Genomic DNA, 19,899 nt, shown 5'->3' with positions numbered 1-19,899 from the left:
AACGTAGGCAGCCACGGCCGTCACGTCTCGGGGACGCGCCAGGAAGACGCCCCGGCTACCGCCGCGCCTGGACGGCGTACCGGGCCGCCGCGAGCAGCAGCGGCAGCACGCCCCACGCGGCCAGCACGGCGAACGCCGCCCAGTCCGGCATGATGTCCGGGACCTGCTCGATGAGCTGCAGCGCCGGGTACGCGGGCAGGAGCCGGCTGACCTGCTCGCCCCACGGCAGGTTGACGACCAGGGCCGGCAGCACGAGCACGATCGCCATCAGCACCGCGGTCGCCACGGCGCCGTTGCGCAGGAGCGCGCCGAGCGCCAGCCCGAGCAGCGTGGTCACCACGATCATCAGCGTGCCGCCGGCGATCACCGTCCAGGCTCCGGCGGGCAGCAGCGAGGGACGGTACGCGGCGGCGACGAACCGCCCGAAGAGGTAGCCGGGCACGGAGATGAGCAGCGAAGCGCCCACCGCGGCCCCGCCCAGGACGGCCGCCTTGGCCAGCAGCACCCGCACCCGCGACGGCATCGCGACGAACGTCGTGTCGATCATGCCGGACGCGTGCTCGCCCGCGATCGTCATCGTGCCCAGCATGCCGAGCGGGAGCTGGGCCAGCACCACGCCCACGTACACCGCGACGACGATCCCCATGGCGGCCTGGTCGCTCGTGCGGGCCGGATCCCAGCGCCCGATGACGGTGGCGGCGCCCAGCACGGTCAGCGCGAGCGACACCAGCACCCCGATCCCCAGCGCCCACCAGGACGAGCGCAGGGTCCTGAACTTGATCCACTCGGCGGCGAGCACGCTCACGACGCGCTCCTTCCGATGACGTCCATGAACGCCTCCTCCAGCGACCTGCCGGGGCGCACCAGCTCCCCGAGCGCGGCGTCGGCCCGCAGCCGGCCCCCCGCCAGCACGATCAGCTGGTCGGCCGTCACCGCCATCTCGCTCATCAGGTGGCTCGACACGAGCACCGTGCGGCCCTCGGCGGCCAGGGACTTCAGCAGCCCGCGCAGCCACCGGATGCCCTCGGGGTCGAGCCCGTTGCCCGGCTCGTCCAGCACCAGCACCTCCGGGTCGCCCAGCAGCGCCGCGGCCAGCCCCAGCCGCTGCTTCATGCCGAGCGAGAACCCGCCGATGCGCCTGCCGCCGGCGTGGTCCAGCCCGACGAGGCCCAGCAGCCCGCCGATGCGGCTGCGCGGCAGGCCGTTCGAGCGGGCCAGCCACCACAGGTGCTGCTCCGCCGTGCGCCCGCCCTGCACCGCGGTCGCGTCCAGCAGCGCGCCGACCCGCGTGAGCGGCCTGCTCAGCTCCCGGTACGGCAGGCCGTGCACGGTGGCCCGCCCGGCCGTGGGCGCGTCGAGGCCGAGCAGCACCCGCATGGTGGTGGTCTTGCCGGCGCCGTTCGGGCCGAGGAAGCCGGTGATCCGGCCGGGCGCGACCGTGAACGACAGGTCGTCCACGGCGAGCGTCCGCCCGAAACGTTTGGTGAGTCCGGTGACTTCGATCATGCCCTCCACGATCGGCCGCCGCCGGGCGCCCGCGCATCGGTCTCAGGACCGATACGGCCGGCCGGGCGATCCGGCTAGGTTTCCTACCGTGCGCGAACAGATCCGACCTCCCCTGCTGAGCCGCGTGCCGGAGTGGGCCTGGGTGACGGTCGACACCGCCATCGCCCTGGTCCTCGCGGCCTCGTTCCTCGGGCTGGCCGCCTCGCGCAACGCCTCGGAGCCCGACGTCCTGGACCAGGCGGCGGCCCTCGCGACCGCGCTGCCCGTCGCGGTCAGGCGGGTGTGGCCGCGCGCGGTGTTCGTGATCGTCCTGGTGGGCGGGCTCGGCATGCGCGAGTTCCTGATCCCGCACGCCGACCCGCTCTGCCTGCCGCTCGCCCTCTACACGCTGACCACGCGCGGCAGGGCCGTGCTCCCGCTCCTCGCCGCGGGCGCGGCCACCGTCCAGGGCGTGGTGGCCTTCCCGGTCACCGGCACGGTCCGCGACCAGCTCGGGCTGGTGCTGGCCATCCTGGTGGCCGCCTGGGCCGCCGGCACGGCCGTGCGCCAGCGCAGGCGCTACACCGAGCAGCTGGCCGCGCAGGCCGAGGAACGGGCCCGCGCGCAGGCGGTCGCGGAGCGGCTGCGCGTCGCCAGGGAGCTGCACGACGTCATCGGGCACAGCCTGAGCACCATCGCCGTGCAGGCCGGCGTCGCGGGCCACGTGGGGGAGGCGGAGGAGATGAGCCGTACGCTGGCCTCGATCGAGGAGACCAGCAGGTCCGCGCTGCGCGAGACCCGGCGGCTGCTCGGCGTCCTGCGCGAGGACGGCGAGGCCGACCTCGCCCCCGCACCCGGGCTGGCCGACCTCGGCGCGCTCGTGGCGCGGACCCGGGCGGCCGGCCTGGACGTGGACCTGAGCATCGACGGCGACGCCGCCGGCGAGATGGGCCTGACCGTCTACCGGATCGTGCAGGAGGCGCTGACCAACGTGCTCAAACACGCCGGCGCCCGCCACGCCGCGGTCCGCGTCGAACGCGAGGAGGACGCCTTGACCGTGGAGGTCACCGATGACGGCACGCGCGGCGCCGCCTGCCCCTACGGGCACGGCCTGACCGGGCTGCGCGAGCGCGTGCACCTGTTCGGCGGCGAGTTCGAGGCGGGCGCCCGCCCGGGGCGCGGCTACCGCGTCATGGCGAGGCTGCCGCTGTGATCACCGTGCTGGTGGCCGACGACCAGCCCCTCATCAGGGCCAGCTTCCGCCGGCTGATCGACGCCACGCCGGGCCTGCGCTCGGCCGGCGAGGCCGCGACGGGCGCGCAGGCGGTGACGGCCGCGGCCCGCGACCGTCCCGACCTGGTGCTCATGGACGTGCGCATGCCCGAGATGGACGGCATCGAGGCCACCCGCCGCATCTGCGCCGACCTGCCCGGAACCCGCGTCCTCATCGTCACCACCTTCGACCTCGACGAGTACGTCTACGGGGCGCTCCGGGCCGGCGCCGCCGGCTTCCTGCTCAAGGACACCCCGCCGGCCGAGCTGATCAGGAGCATGAACGTCGTCGCGGCGGGCGAGTCGCTGCTGGCGCCGACCGCGACCCGGCGGCTGATCCAGCGGTACGTGAGCCCGCCGTCGCGCACCGGCGGCCTCGACATCACCGAACGGGAGCGCGAAGTGCTCGTCCTGGTCGCCAGGGGGCTGTCCAACGCGGAGATCGCCGAGACGCTGTACGTCAGCCTCAGCACGGTGAAGACGCACGTCAGCAGCCTGCTGACCAAGCTCGGGGCGCGGACGCGCGTCCACCTCGTCATCGCCGCCTACGAGGCCCGCCTCGTCTGACCCAGGCACGGGTGCCGGGGCGATGGGAGGCGGACCCCGGCTCAGGGCGATGGCGGGCGTTCGAGCATGGCGGCGAAGCCGTCGAGGTGGCGGGCCAGCCCGTACTCGAACAGGCCGTCCACGTCCGTCGCCGTCTCCTCGGGCACGGTGGCCAGCAGCGGGAACCGCCCCGTGCCGAGCAGCGCGTCGGCCTGCTCCCGCTGGGCCAGCCACCAGCGCTCCAGCGTCACGCCGGTCTCCTGCTCGGCCTCCGCCTCCTGCGCCATGGTCAGCGCCGCCGACACGACCAGGGTGTGCAACGTGAGAGCCTCGCGCAGCCGGGTCTGGATGGGCAGCCCGAGCCCGTCGAGCGCGCGCAACGTCCACTCCGTGTGCTCCATCACGCGCGGCACCAGCAGCGGGCGGGTGAACGAGATCGCCCTCGGCAACCACAGATGCCTGCGGCACAGCTCCCACTGCCGGCGCGCGATCAGCTCCAGCTTGGCCCGCCACCCGTCCGGGCCCGGCCGGGGCAGCTCCACCTCGCCGAACACCAGGTCCGTCATCTGCGTGACCAGCTCGTCCTTGCCCGCCACGTGCCGGTACAGCGACATCGCGCCGACGCCCATCTCGGCGGCGATCCGGCGCATGGACACGGCGTCGAGCCCTTCGCGGTCGGCGATCGCGACGGCGGTGCGCAGGGTGTGCTCGCGGTTCAGCGCGCTTTTGCCCGCGTCCGCCGGCTGCTGCTGTTCCGGCTGATCGGAACGGGCGGCGACCACCGTGCCCGAGCCGACCTTCGTCTCCACCAGCCCTTCGTCACGAAGCGCCGCCATCACCTTCGTCGCGGTCGCCACCGCCACCCCCCAGCGCCGGGCGATCTCGCGGACGGAGGGGACGCGGTCGCCGGGGCGCAGCTCGCCCTTCGCGATGCGGGCGCGGAGTTCGGCGACGATCGTGCGGTAGGGCGGCATGGGCCTGGAGTGTACTAGTGCACTTCCGCTTCCGTCCAGCACACTTCTTCTGCTTTCAGGCGTTAGCGGGGATACTTCCGTCTATACGCTGTACGCATGACACCTGATACGGCGTACGCATCCGTGCGGCGCGCTGAGGACGAGCGGGCGGTGCTGGACGTCCTCACCGAGGCGTTCATGAACGACCCCGTCGTCCGCTGGCTCTTCCCCTCGGCCGGCGACCGGGGCCGCCTCCAGCGGCGCTACTACCGGCCCCTGCTCGCCCATCCCGCCGCCGAGGCGTACCTGGCCGGCGACCGCGAGGGGGCCGCGGTGTGGCTGACCCTGGCGGCGGGGGAGCAGGCGTCCGGCACGTTCGAGCCGGGAGCCTTCGGCGAGAGCGGCGCGCGGCTGCGGGCCCTGGGCGAGGTGCTGGAGCCCCGGCACCCCCGCGAGCCGCACCTCTACCTGCCCTGCGTCGGCGTGCTCGGCGGCCGGCGCGGCGCCGGGCTCGGCTCGGCGATGCTGCGGCACCGCCTGCGCCGCGCGGACGCCGACGGCCTGCCCGCCTACCTGGAGGCCAGCTCCGAGCGGAGCCGGACGCTCTACCTGCGGCACGGGTTCGAGGAGCACGGCGAGCCGGTACGCGTACCCGGCGGCCCGACCCTGTGGCCCATGTGGCGTCAACCTACTCAAGACAAGGAAATGTCATGACTCGTCCGACCCTGGTGTTCGTCCACGGCACCCACTCCTCGTCCTACCTGGCCTCCGGGCTGATCACCGAGCTGACCCTGCGCGGCCACCGCGCCGTGGCCCCCGACCTGCCCGGCCACGGCGGCGACGCGTTCTACCCCCGCTCCTACCAGGCCCCCCAGGACCTCCAGGCGCTGGCGAGCGAGCCGTCCCCGCTCGCGAAGCTCACCATCGACGACTACGTGGAACGGACGGTGGACGTGGTGCGCCGCGCCCGCCGCCACGGCCCCGTCGTCCTGGCCGGCGCCAGCCAGGGCGGCGTCGTGGTGAGCAGGGTCGGCAACGCCGTCCCCGACCTGCTCGACCGGGTCGTGTACGCCGCCGCGTACTGCTGCGTGGACCTGCCCAGCCTGAACGCCTACCTCGACACCCCGGAGAACGCCACCAGCCTCCTGCCGCTGGTCACCGCCGCGATCGCCGGCGACCCGGCCGCCCTGGGCGTGGCCCGGGTCAACTGGCGCACCGCCGACCCGGCGCTCATCGACGGCATCAGGCAGTGCCTGGCCGGCGACTTCACCGACGAGGCGATGACCCGCCTGCTCAACACGTTCCAGCCGGACGAGCCCGTCGGCATCCCCCTCGCCGACGCCCGCGGCCAGGCCGGCACCTGGGGACGGATCCCGCGCACGTACATCCGCTTCACCGAGGACCGGCTGATCCCGCTCGCCCTCCAGGACCGCTTCATCGCCGAGGCCGACCGTCTCACCCCGGACAACCCCACCGACGTGCGCAGCATCGCCGCCCCCCACGTCGGCCCGTTCGACCGCCCCGACCTGGTGGATCTCCTCGCCGACCTCCTGACCCGGGAGGGCTCGGCCGCCTGAGGGCTCGGTCGCCCGAGCCCTGGGCGGCCTGCGGGGGCAGCCGCCTGGGGCTTCGGCCGCCTGCGGAGAGTAGCCGCACCTCGGCGCGTGCGGCTCCGCCCGCCAGCCCGCTGAGGCGGGGAGCGGGCGGGGCTCAATCAGACGACTCGCGCAGTCGCCGTAGCTCCGCTCGCAACGACTCCACCTCGCGGTGCAGGGCCTGGATCGCGACGAGCGCGACCCCGTTGGCGTCGATGCAGTGGATCGCCTTGTCGGTGCCGCCCAGCCCGAACGCGGCCCACCAGTCCTGCGCCATGGGGCCCAGGTGCCACACGTGGTCGCCGTCGTTGCGGTAGCGCCACGTGCTGACGGGCAGCGCGACGACCTTGGCCAGCACGTCGTGGCCGTTGACCGGGCGGCGCCGGGCGCGGGCGCGGAGCCCCAGGGGCCACCTCACTGCCATGCGACGGGCGTGATCGCGGTCTTGAGGGCGCGGTCGGACGCGCGGGCCTGCGAGGAGGACGCCGTTTCCGTCCGGCCGAGCGACAGGTGGACGACCTGCCCGGTCTGCTGGCCGAGCCAGATGCCGTCGGCGCCGATGTCCGCCGAGTAGCCGAGCGTGGAGCCGTCGGCGCCGGTCACCGTCACCTCGACGGCGGCGAGGTGCCACCGGTCCTCCGGCGTCTCCTCGGAGGCGCGGAAGCGGAGGTAGACGGGCTCGTGCCGGAGGTCGCCGAACCGGCGCTGGGGCTTGCGCGGGTCGTTCTCGTCCGGATGCATGACGTTGGCGCCGTCGCCGAGGACGTAGGTGTGGTCGGAGCCGACCTGGAAGTCGTTGACGTCGGAACGGGCGAGGAAGTACTCCCGCCCGGTGATGCCGAGGTAGACGTCGGCCTTGTAGTGGTCCACGCCGCCGGAGGCGCCGTCGCTGGTGCCGTCGCCGCCGGTCTTGATGCGGGCGGAGATGGTGGTGATCGCCTGGCTGCTGTTGCGGGGGTCGGGGCTCATGAAGTGAGCTCTCCTTTCGTCGGTGACCCTTTGTTGCTATTCAATTACTTACTGTAGTTATCGCAGCTAGTCGGGCATAACTAGCTGGAGGGGGCAAGCCGCCAGAACAAGCAGATAGGCCACCCTGTCGGACCACGCACTCCGCAGACGAACGAGGGTTTCCCCGGCACGTTGCCGCCGTGACTGGACGGGGCCTTGTGGCAGTCGTCGACCACGCATGACCCGCGAGGACACCCGGACAGGCGATGCTGGAGCTGTCGGAAGCCGCTCCGAGCATGCGGAGGAGTGTTCACATGCGTGCTGTGCCGGAATCTGCCGTCCGCGCCTCTTCGGCTCTCCTGGCCGCCGGGGTGCTCGTCATCGGCGGCTGGTGCTCAGCGGCGGCCGCCGGTGCGGCGCCTGCCGCGTCCGTCCAGGAACGGCTGCCGCTCCGGGACGACTTCGCCTGCGGGCAGGGGCCGGGCGGGCTGAAGATGACGATGCGGAGCAACCAGGAGATGGCCCACGCCTGCGCCACGGCCGGTGAGGTGGCGGGCGCCTACGCCGCCGCGCCCCGCCAGGCCGGCGCCGAGAGCCCCGCTTCGGTGACCGTGGACGGCGCGAACTGGGCCTGCGTCCAGAAGAGCGAGCTGGACGAGTCGTACGTCGAATGCTCGCACGCCGACGAGATGCTGTCGCTGTCCACGTACGAGCCCGTGAGCTGAGCGGACACCGGGGGAGCGGTCGGCCCGCACCACGCGACCGGCTCCCCTGACCGGAGCCGTCGAGCACGACTCCGGACCTTCGGAGGGAAGTGTTGCCAGATGAGCCGCAAGACCACGATCCGCCCCGCCCTCATCGCCCTGCTGGCGGCGGCCGCCCTGACACCTACGGCCGCCGTCGCCCGGACGCAGCCGGCGTCCGCCCACCACCTCGCCGCCGATCCCGGGCCGGGCGAGGCCGCGTCCAAGACCCACAAGTGCGGGGAGATCGGGCTGTCCATCGAGGCGAGGAGCGCCGACGACAAGGAAAGCGCGTGCGAGACCGCCAAGAAGGTGGCCAAGGAGGCCATCGAAGGCAGCGCGCCCGGCCCGGCCCGCGGTTTGAGCGGCCTCACGGTGCAGGTCGACGGGCAGACCTGGACCTGCCAGGACCGCCAGAGCGACGAGGACCCCGACCCGCACACGTTGTGCGCCAACACCAGCCGCGACTCCGAGCAGGTCCTCCTCTACTCGTGACCCCGGCCCGACCGCTCCCCGGCACATCGACGCGGTGCCGAAGCCCGCGGTGCTGCGGGCCGTCAGGAGCGCGGAGCGCCCCCGGCCAGGGACGCGGGCCGGGGGCGCGCCGCGCGAGGTCAGCCGGTGACGGCGGCGTCGAAGACGTGCCGGCCGGGACCGGCCTCCACGGTCGGCCGGCCGGGCAGGTCGACGACGGCGGTCGTGTTCTGCGGGACCTGGACGGTGACCGTCAGCCGCTCCCCGTCCACCCGCCAGCCCACCTCGGCCTCCCCGTAGGGGGTGAGGTGGGTGGCGCGGGCGGAGGTGAGGCCGCCGCCGGGGCGCGGCCGGACGGCGATCCTGCGGTAGCCGGGCTCGGCCGGCGCGAGCCCGGCGACGGTGCGGTGCATCCAGTCGGCGACCGCGCCGAGCGCGTAGTGGTTGAACGAGGTCATCTCGCCCGGGTTGACGGAGCCGTCGGGCAGCATGCTGTCCCACCGCTCCCAAATCGTGGTGGCGCCCATGGTGACGGGGTAGAGCCACGACGGGCAGGCGCGCTGGGTGAGCAGCTTGTACGCGGTGTCGTACGCCCCGACCGAGCACAGCGCGTCGCAGATGAGCGGGGTGCCGACGAAGCCGGTGCCGATGCGGTGGTCGTCGGCCTCGACGAGCTCGACGAGGCGGCGCCCGGCCCGTTCCCGCTGCTCCTGCCCGTCCAGCAGGCCGACGGTCAGGGCGAGGGCGTAGGCGGTCTGGGTGTCGCAGGCGAGCCGTCCGGACGGGGTGACGAACTCGCGGCGGAAGGCGGCCCGTACCTGCCCGGCCAGCGCGGCGTAGCGGGTGGCGTCGCCGTCGTGGCCGAGCAGCGCGGCGGTGTCCGCGACGACGCTCGCGGTCCAGGCGTGGTAGGCGGTGGCGACGAGCGCGTGGTCGGTGCGGGCCTTGCCGGGGTCGTCCGGCGGCGCGGCGGGGTCGAGCCAGTCGCCGAACTGGAAGCCCTGGTCCCACAAGTGGTCGCGGGTGAGCGAGGCGACCTGGTCGACCCAGGCGGTCATGCTCGCGTACTGGCGCTCCAGCAGGCCGAGGTCGCCGGTGCGCTGGTAGAGCGTCCAGGGGACGAGCACGGCGGCGTCGCCCCAGGCGGCGGTGGGGGAGACGCCGAACACGAGGGGCACCCACGGCACGTAGTGCGGCACGGTGCCCACGTCGGCCTGCTCGGCGGCCAGGTCGGCGAGCCAGGAGGTCAGCGGCCCGGCGCAGTCGTAGAGGAAGGCGGCGGCGGGGGCGAAGACTTGCAGGTCGCCGGTCCAGCCGAGCCGTTCGTCGCGCTGGGGGCAGTCGGTGGGCACGTCCACGTAGTTGCCGCGCATGCTCCAGATGACGTTGTCGTGCAGCCGGTTCAGCAGCGGGTCGGAGCACTCGAACGTGCCGATGGGCCGCATGTCGGTGTGGCAGACGACGGCCTGCACGTCGCCGGGGTCGCAGCCGTCGACCTGGGCGTAGCGGAAGCCGTGGGTGGTGAAGCGCGGCTCCCATTCCTCGGGTTCGGCGTCGCCGCGCAGGGTGTACTGGTCGAGCGCGTCGGCGTGGCGCAGCGGGCGCAGGGCCAGCGCGCCGTTCTCCAGCACCTCGGCGTGCCGCAGCGTGACCGTGTGGCCGGCGGGGCCCTGCACGCGGATGCGCAGCCGGCCGACGAGGTTCTGGCCGAAGTCGAGGATGGTCTCGCCGTTGGGACCGGTCAGTACTTCGGCCGGGCTCATCGTCTGGGTGCGGCGCACGGGCGGGCCGGTCGGGGCGACGAGCAGCGACGCGTCGTGGGCCAGGGCGTCGGCGGGCAGCCAGGCGGAGTCGTCGAAGCCGGGCTCCGACCAGCCGGCGGGCAGCAGGCGGGCGTCGTACTTCTCGCCGTCGTACAGGCTGGTGGCGGTGATCGGGCCGCTCGCGCAGCGCCAGGCGTCGTCGGTGACGACCACGTCCGTGCTGCCGTCGGCGTAGGTGATCTCCAGCTGGGCGATGAGCGCGGTACGGTCGCCGTAGACGCCGGTCTTGCCGCCGCCGAAGCCGATGCGGCCCCGGTACCAGCCGTCGGCGAGGGTGGCGCCGATGGTGTTGCCGCCCTCGCGCAGCAGCTCGGTGACGTCGTGGGTGCGGTAGCGCAGGCGGTGCCCGTAGCTGGTCCAGCCGGGGGCGAGCACGTCGTCGCCGACCACCCGCCCGTTCAGCTCGGCCTCGAACAGGCCGTGGGCGGTGATGTAGAGGCGCGCGTGCGCGACCGGGCCGCGCAGGGTGAAGTCGCGGCGCAGCAGCAGCGCGGGCCCGTCGGGGACGCCCAGCAGCTCCAGCGGCGGCGCGGCGGCCGCGGCCTGCCAGTCCGCGGCTTGCAGCAGCCCGGTCTCCACGGACGACCAGGTGCTCCAGTCGCTGGCCGAGCCGTCGGCGCCGTGGACGCGGACCCGGACGTCGCGCCGCTCGCGCGAGCCGAGGGGCGTGCCCGGCCACGGCACCAGCACGGAGGCGGCGGACTCGACGAGGCCGGTGCCGGTGCCGTCGCTCAGCTCGATCTCGTAGGCGGCCTGCCGCCAGCCGGGGAGGTCGGTGGTGACGGTCCAGGACAGGCGCGGCTCGGGCTCGCCGATGCCGAGCGGCTCGGAGTGGTGCTCGAAGGCGGGCGCGGTGACGTTAAGCAAGGTGCTCCTTAGCCCTTGATGGCGCCGGCGGTCATCCCGGCGACGATCTTGCGGTTGAAGAAGACGAACAGGATCAGCGGCGGGATCGTGATCAGGACGATGTCCATGAACAGCAGGTTCCACTGGGTGTTGTACTGGCTCTGGAAGTTGTAGAGGGTGACCTGCACGGTGGCGTTCTCGTCGCCGGGCAGCAGGTAGAGCGGGTTGACGAAGTCGTTGAAGATGTTGACCGAGCTGACCAGGATGACCGTGATGGTCACCGGCCGCAGCAGCGGGAAGATCACCCGGAAGAACAACCGGAAGCCGCTGCAGCCGTCGATCTGGGCGGCCTCGTCCAGCTCGCGCGGGATGGCCGCGATGAACGCCCGGAACAGCAGCATCGCGAACGACAGGTGGAAGGCCACCTCCGCCAGGATCATCCCGGGCAGCGTCTTGAACAGCCCGAGCGCCTGCAGCAGCCAGATGGTCGGCACCACGGCGGGCGGGATGATCAGCCCCGACAGCACCAGGAAGTCGGCCAGCCTGGCGACCTTGCCGGGGCGTCTTTGGAGCACGAACGCGGCCATCGCGCCGAAGATCACCAGGAGGGTCACCGAGGCGACGGTGATGATCGTGCTGTTGACGTAGGCGCGCAGCAGGATGTAATCGCGGGCCTCGATCACCGCCAGAAAGTTCTCCACCACGGGCCAGCTCGTCGGCCAGGCGAAGTCGAGGTCGACGGCCTGCGTCTGGTCCTTGACGGCGGTCAGCAGCATGAGCGCGAACGGGACCAGGAAGATCACGGTGGCCAGCACCAGCGCGACGGCTTCCGCGCCGAGCCTGCGGACTGCTCTCATGCGGCGACCTGCCTCTTGCCCAGGTAGTAGTTGAGCGGGACGGCGATGGCGGTGACGACCAGGAACAGGATCACGTTCCCGGCGGTCGAGAGGCCGAAGAAACCGGCCTGGTACTGCTTGTAGATGATCGAGGCGATGGTGTCGCTGGTGAAGCCGGGCCCGCCGCGGGTCATCGTCCAGATGAGGTCGAAGGAGCGCAGGCCGCCGATGAACGACAGGATGATCACCGAGTAGGTGGCCGGCCAGCTCAAGGGGAGCGTGACGTGGCGGAAGCGGTGCCAGGCGCCGCCGCCGTCCACCGCGACGGCCTGGTAGTACTCGGTCGGGATCGACATGATGCCGGCGATGTAGATGACGGTGGCCAGGCCGACGCCCTTCCACACGTCCACCAGCGCCACCGACAGCAGCGCCGTGGCGGCGTCGCCCAGCCAGTCGCGGCCGTCGATGCCGACCAGCGCCAGCGCCTGGTTGACCAGGCCGGTCTGCGGCTTGAGCAGCATCGCGAAGGTGATGCCGACCGCGACCGTGGAGACCAGGGTCGGGAAGAACACCACCGAGCGCAGGAACCCGCGCACCTTCAGCCTGCTGGTCAGCAGCACGCCGAGCAGCAGCCCGAGCACCACCTTCAGGCCGCTGGTGACGACCGCGTAGATGATGGTGTTCTGGAAGCCGATGCGCAGGTTCTGCTCGGCCAGGAAGTCGCGGAAGTTCTGCAGGCCCACGAACTCGCTGTCGAACAACGTCCAGCGGGTCAGCGCGAAGTAGAACGCCATCGCCGTCGGCACCAGGAAGATCACCACGAAGACCACGGCGGCCGGCAGGTACAGCGCGTACGGGTAGGCGGACCTGCGGCGGGCCGCCGGGCGGGCGTGCCCCTTCCCGGTGGGCGTGCCGGACCCCGTGCGGGGCCCGGTCTCCTGCTGCGTCACCACCCCGCGAGCCCCAGCTGCTTGGCCTGCTTCTCCACGTCCTTGTCGTACTGGGCGGCGCCCTCGGCGGGCGGCGTCAGCCCGGAGCCGACGGCGACCGTGATCTGCTCCAGCGACGGGCCCTTGACCGGCGAGACGAACTCCAGCGCGGGCGCGGTGCGGCCCTCGTCCACGTACACCTGGAGGTCCTTGGCCGCCTGGATGGCGTCCTCGGGCAGCTTGGCCCCGTTGATCCGGTACGGCCCCGCGGGCGGCACGGCCGTGTTGACCGCGTCGGCCCCGGCCGGCGAGGCGACGAAGGCCAGGAACTTCTTGGCCGCGTCGAGGTTCTCGGTGGTCTTGGGGATGTAGATGCCGGCCGGCTCCCAGATGGTGGCGCCGTTCTTGGCGGCGTCGGTGCCGGGGATGCCGAAGAAGCCGACGTCGGTGGCGGCCTGCGGCATGGTGGCCACCAGCGGCGGGAGCTGGGCGCTGAGCATCGGGTAGTGCGCGCCCTTGCCCTCGACCAGCAGCTTCATGCCCTGGTCGTTGGTGGCCGAGCCGAAGCCCTCCTGCATGTAGCCCTTGGCGTGCACGTCCGCCAGGTGCTGGAAGCCCGCCGTCGCGGCCGGGGTGGTGGCGAACTTGGCCTTGTTGGCCGTGTAGTCCTGCGCGAAGGTCGGCACGGCCGCCTGCACGTTGTAGTAGTCGCCCAGCACGAAGAGCTGGGAGGTCCAGGTGTCCTTGTACGTGCCGATCACCGGCGCGATCCCGGCCGCCTTGATCTTGGCGTTGTTGGCCATGAACGCATCCCAGGTCTTCGGCACCTCCAGCTTGAGCTGCTCGTAGACCTTGCGGTTGTAGAGGATGCCGCCGCCCATGGCGGTGCCGGCGGGCACGCCGTACACCTTGCCGTCCTGGCTCACCACGGGCAGGAAGTCCTTCTGCACGTTCTGCAGCACGGGGTCGCCGGTCAGGTCGACGAGGGTCTGCGCCGGGTTGAGCGCCTGGAGCAGCGACCCGGAGTTGTACCAGAACACATCCGACATGTCGCCCGTGGAGAGGCGGGTCTTGATGATGTTGTCGCCCTCGCTGCCGCCGGGCCGGGTCTCGGTCTCGATCTTGATGGTGGGGTTGGCCTTCATGAAGGCGTCGGCGAGAGCCTTGGCGGTGTCCACCGTCGCCTGGCTGTTGTCGACGAGGAACTTCAAGGTGACGGAGCCGTCCGCGGCTCCCGACCCGGCGCCGGAGCCCGAGCCGCACGAGGTCAGGGCCGCCACCGTGAGAGCGGCCAGAGCCGCTCCCAGTACGCGGTGCGAGGTCTTCACAACGCCCCTCCGGATTCGTTGAAACGTTTTAAGAGCCCCCCGATGGCAGTTAACGTAGGCGTTACCTGATAGGGCGTCAAGGGTGATTTTGGGGAACGAACCCCAATCGTGATGCGTGACCACCGTGGTAACCACCGGCACCTGCTGGGATGAGATGAATAACGTTGCCCATACCGTCCGGCGCGTGCGGCCCGTACAATCCGATGGGGCTTGTCGGGGTCGAGGAAAGGCAGCACATGGTCGCGCGAGACCGCCGCAGGGTGACCATCACCGACGTGGCCAGGCACGCGCAGGTGTCCACCACCGCCGTGTCGAAGGTGGTGCGCAACGCGTACGGGGTCAGCGAGGCCATGCGCGTCAAGGTGCAGGCCGCCATCGACGAGCTCGGCTACCGCCCCCACCACGCCGCCCGGGCCATGCGCGGCCGCACCTTCACCATCGGCGTGCTGCTGCCGCACATCCGCAACCCGTTCTTCGCCGACATCCTCGACGGCCTCACCGAGGAGATCTCCGCCAGCGGCTACCAGGCCATCATGGTGCAGAGCGGCGGCCAGGACCCGGCCGCCGAGCGCCGCGCCGGCGACGCCCTGGTGGACCGGCAGGTCGACGGCATCCTCTGGGTCGCGCCCTGCTGCGCCAAGGCCCAGCTCGAACAGCTGGCCAGGGACACCCCCACCGTCGTGCTCGGCCGGCACGACCGCTCCGCCGTCTACGACTGCGTGCTCGACGACGACGAGGTCGGCGCCGAGCTGGTGGTCGAGCACCTCATCGCGCTCGGGCACCGCCGCATCGGGCACATCACCCAGAAGGACGACCTGCCCGGCCGCGCCGCGGCCCTGCTGCAGACCATCCGGGCGCGAACCTACGAACGCGTCATGACCGAGCACGGCCTGGCCGCCCACATCGCCGTCGCCGCCACCTCCTACAGCGAGGAGGGTGGCTACGAGGGCGCCCGCCAGCTCCTGGCCCGCGACCCCCGGCCCACCGCCATCTTCGCCGGCGCCGACGGAGCCGCCTTCGGCGCGCTCGCCGCCGTCCACGAGGCGGGCCTGACCGTGCCCGGCGACGTCTCCGTGGCCGGCTACGACAACGCCCGCATGAGCGGCCTCGCCCACATCGCGCTGACCAGTGTCGACCAGGACGGCGCCGTCATGGGCAAGACCGCCGGCCGGCTGCTGCTCGAACGCATCGACGGCCGCACCTCCGCCGTGCGCTTCTCCGTCACGCCGACCCTCGTGACCCGCCGCTCCACCGCCCCGCCATCACGATCTTGACCGGAGGCGGTCGAGACCGCGAGAGTACGGTGAGCCGACCCCAAGATCGAAAGGTGTCCTGTGGCCGCCCCACTCGCCGCGTTGCTGCTCGCCTCGTTACTCACCGCCCCTTCCCCCGCCCCCGCCGCCCTGCCCGCCTGCCCCCAGATCTTCGGGCACGGCGGCTACCCCACCGGCGCCAACGCCTGGGAACGCGACCAGATCCGCCAGCCCAACAACCCCACGGCCATCCGCCAGTACAAGAGCTGGGGAGCGGCGGGCGTCGAAGCCGACCTGCAGCTCACCAAGAACGGCACCAAGGGCGTCATGTGGCACAACACCTCCACGTGGGGCCTGACCGGCACGAAGAAGAACATCACCGAGATCTGGTGGGCCAGCGGCGACACCAAGCTCCAGGGCCGCACCATCACGCGTGGCCCGTTCGCGGGCGAGACCGTCCACACCTTCCGCGAGTGGCTGGCCGCGATGCGGTCGGCCGGCATGATCGGGCTGGTGGAGATCAAGCCGGAGGCCCGGCAGTCGCTGTTCAACTCCGACGCCGCCATCAAGGCGCGGGCCTGGGCCGAGGTCCTCGACCCCGTCCGCGAGAACTACCGGTCACAGGAGATCATCCTGTACTCCCACGACAGCGGCATCGCCGCCGAGCTCAAGAGCCGGGTGACGGCCGCCGGCATGACGCAGGTGCTCAGCGGCGGCCCGGTCTGGCCCGACGTCACCAAGTGGGAGGAGCCGCCGCCCTCCTGGACGCTGAACGAGAGCGCGTGGAAGGCGGCGCTCCAGAGCGGCGCCCGGCGCATCGCCACCGACTACCCGGCCCAGCTGCGCTCCTGGCTCGTCGGCAAGTGCCAGTGAAGGGTTCACAGGGCCAGCTCGACCCGGTACTGCCGTAGCCACCGGTCGAGCTGGAGCAGCCGCTCCAGCGCCGCCCGGCTCGCCGGGGACGGCGGCCCGGCGGCGATCTCGCGGGCCCGGTCCCAGTCGACCAGCGCGGCGGCCGGGGAGTCCGGGCGCTGGAGCAGCTCCGCCGCCCGCCCGTGCAGCGCCCGGTCGTAGGAGGGGTCCTGGGTGGCCGGGTACGGGCTCTTGACCCGCTGCAGGATGCTGTCGGGCAGCAGGTCGGCCCCGGCCGCCCGCAGCAGGCTCTTCTCCCGCCCGTCGAACGTCTTCATCGCCCAGGGCACGTTGAAGACGTACTCCACCAGCCGGTGGTCGCAGAACGGCACCCGCACCTCCAGCCCCACCGCCATGCTCATCCGGTCCTTGCGGTCGAGCAGGATCTGCACGAACCGGGTCAGGTGCAGGTAGCCGACCTCCCGCATGCGCCGCTCGTGCCCGCTCTCGCCGGGCAGCCGCGGCACCTCGGCCAGCGCCTCCCGGTACCGCTCGTCCCGGTAGCCCCGCAGGTTGGCGAGCCGCGCCACGTCGTCCCTGAGCAGCAGCTCGGCGCCGGAGTGCGCGGCGGTCGCCGCCGAGGCCAGCCACGGGAACGTGCCGGCCTCGACCGCCTCCCGGTCGTGGAACCACCGGTAGCCGCCGAACACCTCGTCGGCCGACTCGCCCGACAACGCCACCGTGGAGTGGCCGCGGATCGCCTTGAACAGCAGGTAGAGCGAGCTGTCCATGTCGCCGATGCCCATGGGCAGGTCACGGGCGCGCAGCACGGCCGCCCGCACCGCCGGGTCCATCAGCTCGGATGAGTCCAGCACGATGTCCGTGTGGTCCACGCGGGCGTGCCGGGCGAGCTCGTGCACGTACGGGGTGTCGGGGGTGGAGCGGGTCAGGTCGGGCTTGAAGTTCTCCGTGTAGCCGGCGAAGTCGACCGAGAACGAGCGCACGGACCCCAGCCCCTGCTCCCGCAGCAGCCTGGCGGCCAGGGCGGTGATCAGGCTGGAGTCCAGGCCGCCCGACAGCAGCGCGCACAAAGGCACGTCGCTGATGAGCTGGCGGGCGACGATGTCGTCCAGCAGGCCGCGGACGGTCTCGACGGTCCGGCGGACGTCGTCGGCGTGCTCGCGCGCGTCGAGCCGCCAGTAACGCCGCTTGCCGATGCCGTCCCGGCTCACCTTGACGACCTGGCCGGGGCGGACCTCGTACATGCCGGAGAAGATGCCGTGCTCCGGCGTCTTGACGAACGACAGCAGCTCGCGCAGCCCGCCGGCGTCGAGCACGCGCTGGGCGAGCGGGTTGGCGAGGATCGCCTTCGGCTCCGAGCCGAACAGCACGCCGTGCGGCGTCGGGTAGTAGTAGAGCGGCTTGATGCCCATGCGGTCGCGCACCAGCAGCAGCTCCTCGGAACGGGCGTCCCAGACGGCGAAGGCGTACATGCCGTTGAGGTGCCCGGCCAGGTCCTCGCCCCATTCGAGGTAGGCGCGCAGCACGACCTCGGTGTCGCTGCGGGTGCGGAAGCGGTGGCCGCGGGCGGACAGCTCGGCCCGCAGCTCCTCGAAGTTGTACACCTCGCCGCTGTAGCTCAGGACGGCCGTCTCGCCCTCCTCGCCCTCGGCCACCATGGGCTGGCGGCCACCGGCGAGATCGATGATCGCCAGCCGGCGGTGGCCGACGGCGGCGTGCGGGGCGATCCACAACCCCTGGTCGTCGGGCCCGCGGCAGGCCATCGTGTCGGTCATCTCCTGCGCGATCTCGCGTTCCTGCCGCAGGTCGCGCTCGAAGTCCACCCATCCGCTGATCCCGCACACGCCGGTCCCCTCCCTGCCCCCGGCCCGTAGTCGTTCCCTCCGCCCGGTAGATCGTTTTAAAGCGCGGGGTGAAGGTGTCGTATCGGGGACCCGGCCGATCGTCTCCAAGGTGAGGACCATCGAAAGGAGCGCATCATGTACCCCGCACTCAACACCATCGACATCGTGGTGTCCGACCTGGACGCCTCGATCGCCTTCTACGCCCGGCTCGGCCTGGAGTTCAAGGTGGACGAGCACTCGCCCGAGCACGCCGGCTGCGACCTGCCGAACGGGCTGCACGTCATGCTGGACACCGAAGGGTTCCGCACGCCGTTCCTGCCGGGCTGGAGCGCCCCGACCGGCGGGCCGCGCACGCTGCTGTGCTTCGAGCTCGACGGGCCCGCCGCGGTCGACGCGAAGTACGCCGAGCTCGTCGCGGCCGGTCATCGCGGGATCGCCGAGCCGTTCGACGCGTTCTGGGGAATGCGTTACGCGACGGTCGCGGATCCGGACGGCAACGGCGTCGACCTGTACGCCGCGCTCCCGGCAAGCTGACCACCACGAGACCCGAGGAGGACGATCGTGAAGTACGTGCTGATGTTCGTCGAGACGGAGCAGTTCGCCCAGAAGCTGGAGGCGATGGGCGAGCTGGAGCGGCAGGACGCCTACGAGGCGGTGGGCCGGTGGTTCGCCGAGCACGCCGACAAGATCACCCATCACACGCACCTGGCGCCGGTGCACACCGCCACCACGATGCGGCTCGACCAGGGGGAGCCGGTGGTCACCGACGGGCCGTTCGTGGAGGGCAAGGAGGTGGTGAGCGGGTTCGCGGAGATCGAGGTGGCGGACCTGGACGAGGCGCTGCGGGTGGCCCGCTCGTGGCCGGCCTGCCCGATCGTGGAGATCCGTCCCGTCGCATGAGCGGTGGCACTATCGGGAGCGCCGCGCCGGCGGGCGGCTCTCATGAGTGACGCGCCGGACGGGCGGGAGGTGCTGGCGCGGGTGGTGCGCGAGCACGCGGGCCGGCTGGCCGCGTCGCTGGTGTCGCTGCTGGGTGACTTCTCCGCCGCCGAGGACCTGGTGCAGGACGCGGTCGAGACCGCGTTGCGGCGCTGGCCGGTCGAGGGCGTGCCGGACCGGCCGGACGCGTGGCTGTTCACCGTGGCCCGGCGGCGCGGCCTCGACGTGCTGCGCCGCGAGTCCAACTACCGGGCCAAGCTCGCCCGGCTCACCTGGCCGGTGCCGGCGGAACGGGACGACCGGCTGCGGCTGATCTTCACCTGCTGCCACCCGGCGCTGTCGCGGCCCGCGCAGATCGCGCTCACGCTGCGCGTGGTGTGCGGGCTGTCGGCGGCGCAGATCGCCGCGGCGTTCGTGGTGCCCGAGTCCACGGTGGCGCAGCGCATCACGCGCGCCAAGCGGAAGATCGGCGAGGCCGGCATCCCGTACCGCGTCCCGCCGGAGGAGGAGCTGCCGGGGCGGCTGGGCGAGGTGCTGGCGGTGGTCTACCTGCTGTTCAACGAGGGGTACCTGTCCACCACGGCCGAGCGGGCGCAGGCGCCCGACCTGGTGGAGGAGGCCGAATGGCTGGCCGCGCTGCTGGTGAACCTGATGCCGAAGGAGCCGGAGGCGGCCGGGCTGCTGGCGCTCATCCGGCTGCACCGGGCCCGCGGCGCCGCCCGCTTCGACGGGCGGGGCCGCCTGGTGCTGCTGGCCGACCAGGACCGCTCGCTCTGGGACCGCGACGCCATCGCCGCGGCCACTGCCCTGCTCACGCGTACGGCCCGCGCCCACCGCCGGCCCGGGCCGTACCAGCTCCAGGCGGCGATCGTGGCCTGCCACGCGGAGGCCGCGTCGTTCGCCGAGACCGACTGGGCGCAGATCCTCGTGCTGTACGACATGCTCCTGCACGTGGCGCCGTCACCGGTCACGCGGCTGCACCGGGCCGTCGCGCTGCGGCACGTCCGGGGCCCGGAGGCGGCCCTGGCCGAGCTGGACGATCTCGGAAGCGCGCTGGAGCGCTACCCGCTCTTCCACGCCACCCGGGCCGAGCTGCTGCGCGACCTCGGGCGCGACGACGAGGCCCGCCGGGCCGACGAGCGGGCGCTGCGGCTGACCGCCAACCCGGCCCAGCAGGAGCTGCTGGAGCGGCGCCTGGGCTGGGACTGACCG

Annotated in this window: 20 protein-coding genes and 1 pseudogene; 11 read left to right on the top strand and 10 right to left on the bottom strand. The window is 72.5% G+C overall.

Annotated features, from left to right (window positions below; translation table 11 throughout):
- Positions 1-55: 55 nt before the first annotated feature.
- Together KIS93_RS11115 and KIS93_RS11110 are read right to left on the bottom strand one after the other, a co-directional pair.
- Complete coding sequence (locus tag KIS93_RS11115) at positions 56-805, bottom strand: ABC transporter permease (RefSeq protein ID WP_080039979.1); 750 nt, start codon at positions 803-805, stop codon at positions 56-58.
- 56 nt (positions 806-861) lie between these two features.
- A pseudogene (locus KIS93_RS11110) lies at positions 862-1,506 on the bottom strand (ABC transporter ATP-binding protein); the annotation flags it as partial.
- A gap of 88 nt (positions 1,507-1,594) precedes the next feature.
- Here KIS93_RS11110 and KIS93_RS11105 point away from each other — a divergent pair.
- The gene (locus tag KIS93_RS11105; RefSeq protein ID WP_155127834.1) at positions 1,595-2,698 is read left to right on the top strand and encodes a sensor histidine kinase; all 1,104 of its coding nucleotides are present in this window, start codon (positions 1,595-1,597) and stop codon (positions 2,696-2,698) included.
- Positions 2,695-3,324 (top strand): response regulator, encoded by a 630-nt coding sequence (locus KIS93_RS11100; RefSeq protein WP_080039976.1) that lies wholly within the window; start codon positions 2,695-2,697, stop codon positions 3,322-3,324. Before KIS93_RS11105 ends, KIS93_RS11100 begins: the two co-directional genes overlap by 4 nt.
- A gap of 41 nt (positions 3,325-3,365) precedes the next feature.
- Here KIS93_RS11100 and KIS93_RS11095 read toward each other — a convergent pair whose 3' ends face one another.
- Complete coding sequence (locus KIS93_RS11095) at positions 3,366-4,277, bottom strand: TetR/AcrR family transcriptional regulator C-terminal domain-containing protein (protein ID WP_080039975.1); 912 nt, start codon at positions 4,275-4,277, stop codon at positions 3,366-3,368.
- Between the two features lie 96 nt (positions 4,278-4,373).
- On the opposite strand from KIS93_RS11095, the gene KIS93_RS11090 reads away from it, so the two are divergent.
- Positions 4,374-4,970: a GNAT family N-acetyltransferase gene (locus KIS93_RS11090; protein ID WP_155127831.1), complete on the top strand. Its 597-nt coding sequence runs from the start codon at positions 4,374-4,376 to the stop codon at positions 4,968-4,970.
- Positions 4,967-5,833: an alpha/beta hydrolase gene (locus KIS93_RS11085; RefSeq protein WP_080039973.1), complete on the top strand. Its 867-nt coding sequence runs from the start codon at positions 4,967-4,969 to the stop codon at positions 5,831-5,833. Before KIS93_RS11090 ends, KIS93_RS11085 begins: the two co-directional genes overlap by 4 nt.
- 133 nt (positions 5,834-5,966) lie before the next feature.
- Here the strand turns inward: KIS93_RS11085 and KIS93_RS11080 are convergent, their stop codons facing one another.
- Positions 5,967-6,275, bottom strand: a complete 309-nt coding sequence (locus KIS93_RS11080; RefSeq protein WP_080039972.1) for a tail fiber domain-containing protein — start codon at positions 6,273-6,275, stop codon at positions 5,967-5,969.
- Entirely contained in the window at positions 6,266-6,820 is a 555-nt protein-coding gene (locus KIS93_RS11075; protein ID WP_080039971.1) for a hypothetical protein, read from the bottom strand. Before KIS93_RS11075 ends, KIS93_RS11080 begins: the two co-directional genes overlap by 10 nt.
- Before the next feature lie 293 nt (positions 6,821-7,113).
- Between KIS93_RS11075 and KIS93_RS11070 the strand changes: the two genes are divergently transcribed.
- Both KIS93_RS11070 and KIS93_RS11065 read left to right on the top strand, forming a co-directional pair.
- Entirely contained in the window at positions 7,114-7,524 is a 411-nt protein-coding gene (locus KIS93_RS11070) for a hypothetical protein (RefSeq protein ID WP_155127828.1), read from the top strand.
- 99 nt (positions 7,525-7,623) lie between these two features.
- Positions 7,624-8,037, top strand: a complete 414-nt coding sequence (locus KIS93_RS11065) for a hypothetical protein (RefSeq protein ID WP_080039969.1) — start codon at positions 7,624-7,626, stop codon at positions 8,035-8,037.
- Between the two features lie 119 nt (positions 8,038-8,156).
- Here the strand turns inward: KIS93_RS11065 and KIS93_RS11060 are convergent, their stop codons facing one another.
- The 4 genes from KIS93_RS11060 to KIS93_RS11045 are packed head-to-tail and all read right to left on the bottom strand — an operon-like array spanning position 8,157 to position 13,778.
- On the bottom strand, positions 8,157-10,706 hold the full coding sequence (locus KIS93_RS11060; protein WP_080039968.1) for a glycoside hydrolase family 78 protein: 2,550 nt from the start codon (positions 10,704-10,706) through the stop codon (positions 8,157-8,159).
- A gap of 8 nt (positions 10,707-10,714) precedes the next feature.
- Positions 10,715-11,542 carry a carbohydrate ABC transporter permease gene (locus KIS93_RS11055; RefSeq protein ID WP_080039967.1) on the bottom strand — a complete coding sequence of 276 codons (828 nt, stop codon included), beginning with the start codon at positions 11,540-11,542 and terminating at the stop codon, positions 10,715-10,717.
- A complete protein-coding gene (locus KIS93_RS11050) occupies positions 11,539-12,471 on the bottom strand; it encodes a carbohydrate ABC transporter permease (protein ID WP_222107400.1) in 933 nt (310 codons plus the stop codon). The genes KIS93_RS11055 and KIS93_RS11050 overlap by 4 nt, the downstream gene beginning before the upstream one ends.
- Complete coding sequence (locus KIS93_RS11045; RefSeq protein ID WP_080039966.1) at positions 12,468-13,778, bottom strand: ABC transporter substrate-binding protein; 1,311 nt, start codon at positions 13,776-13,778, stop codon at positions 12,468-12,470. The genes KIS93_RS11050 and KIS93_RS11045 overlap by 4 nt, the downstream gene beginning before the upstream one ends.
- Before the next feature lie 236 nt (positions 13,779-14,014).
- On the opposite strand from KIS93_RS11045, the gene KIS93_RS11040 reads away from it, so the two are divergent.
- Together KIS93_RS11040 and KIS93_RS11035 are read left to right on the top strand one after the other, a co-directional pair.
- Complete coding sequence (locus KIS93_RS11040; protein ID WP_155127825.1) at positions 14,015-15,052, top strand: LacI family DNA-binding transcriptional regulator; 1,038 nt, start codon at positions 14,015-14,017, stop codon at positions 15,050-15,052.
- A gap of 60 nt (positions 15,053-15,112) precedes the next feature.
- Positions 15,113-15,904: a glycerophosphodiester phosphodiesterase gene (locus KIS93_RS11035; protein ID WP_080039965.1), complete on the top strand. Its 792-nt coding sequence runs from the start codon at positions 15,113-15,115 to the stop codon at positions 15,902-15,904.
- 5 nt (positions 15,905-15,909) lie between these two features.
- Here the strand turns inward: KIS93_RS11035 and asnB are convergent, their stop codons facing one another.
- A complete protein-coding gene (gene asnB / locus KIS93_RS11030; RefSeq protein ID WP_080039964.1) occupies positions 15,910-17,748 on the bottom strand; it encodes an asparagine synthase (glutamine-hydrolyzing) in 1,839 nt (612 codons plus the stop codon).
- Positions 17,749-17,883: 135 nt separating this feature from the next.
- Here asnB and KIS93_RS11025 point away from each other — a divergent pair, with 135 nt between their 5' ends.
- From KIS93_RS11025 to KIS93_RS11015, 3 genes are read left to right on the top strand one after another with little or no spacing between them, the layout of a single operon-like run.
- Positions 17,884-18,282, top strand: coding sequence for a VOC family protein (locus tag KIS93_RS11025; RefSeq protein WP_080039963.1), 399 nt, complete (start codon positions 17,884-17,886; stop codon positions 18,280-18,282).
- A 27-nt stretch (positions 18,283-18,309) separates the two neighbouring features.
- On the top strand, positions 18,310-18,648 hold the full coding sequence (locus KIS93_RS11020; RefSeq protein ID WP_186404097.1) for a YciI family protein: 339 nt from the start codon (positions 18,310-18,312) through the stop codon (positions 18,646-18,648).
- Positions 18,649-18,690: 42 nt separating this feature from the next.
- Positions 18,691-19,896: an RNA polymerase sigma factor gene (locus tag KIS93_RS11015; protein WP_080039962.1), complete on the top strand. Its 1,206-nt coding sequence runs from the start codon at positions 18,691-18,693 to the stop codon at positions 19,894-19,896.
- Positions 19,897-19,899: the final 3 nt, after the last annotated feature.

This window comes from [Actinomadura] parvosata subsp. kistnae, from assembly GCF_900323885.1.
GTDB lineage: Bacteria > Actinomycetota > Actinomycetes > Streptosporangiales > Streptosporangiaceae > Nonomuraea > Nonomuraea composti.
This window is presented reverse-complemented; position numbering and strand designations above follow the sequence as displayed.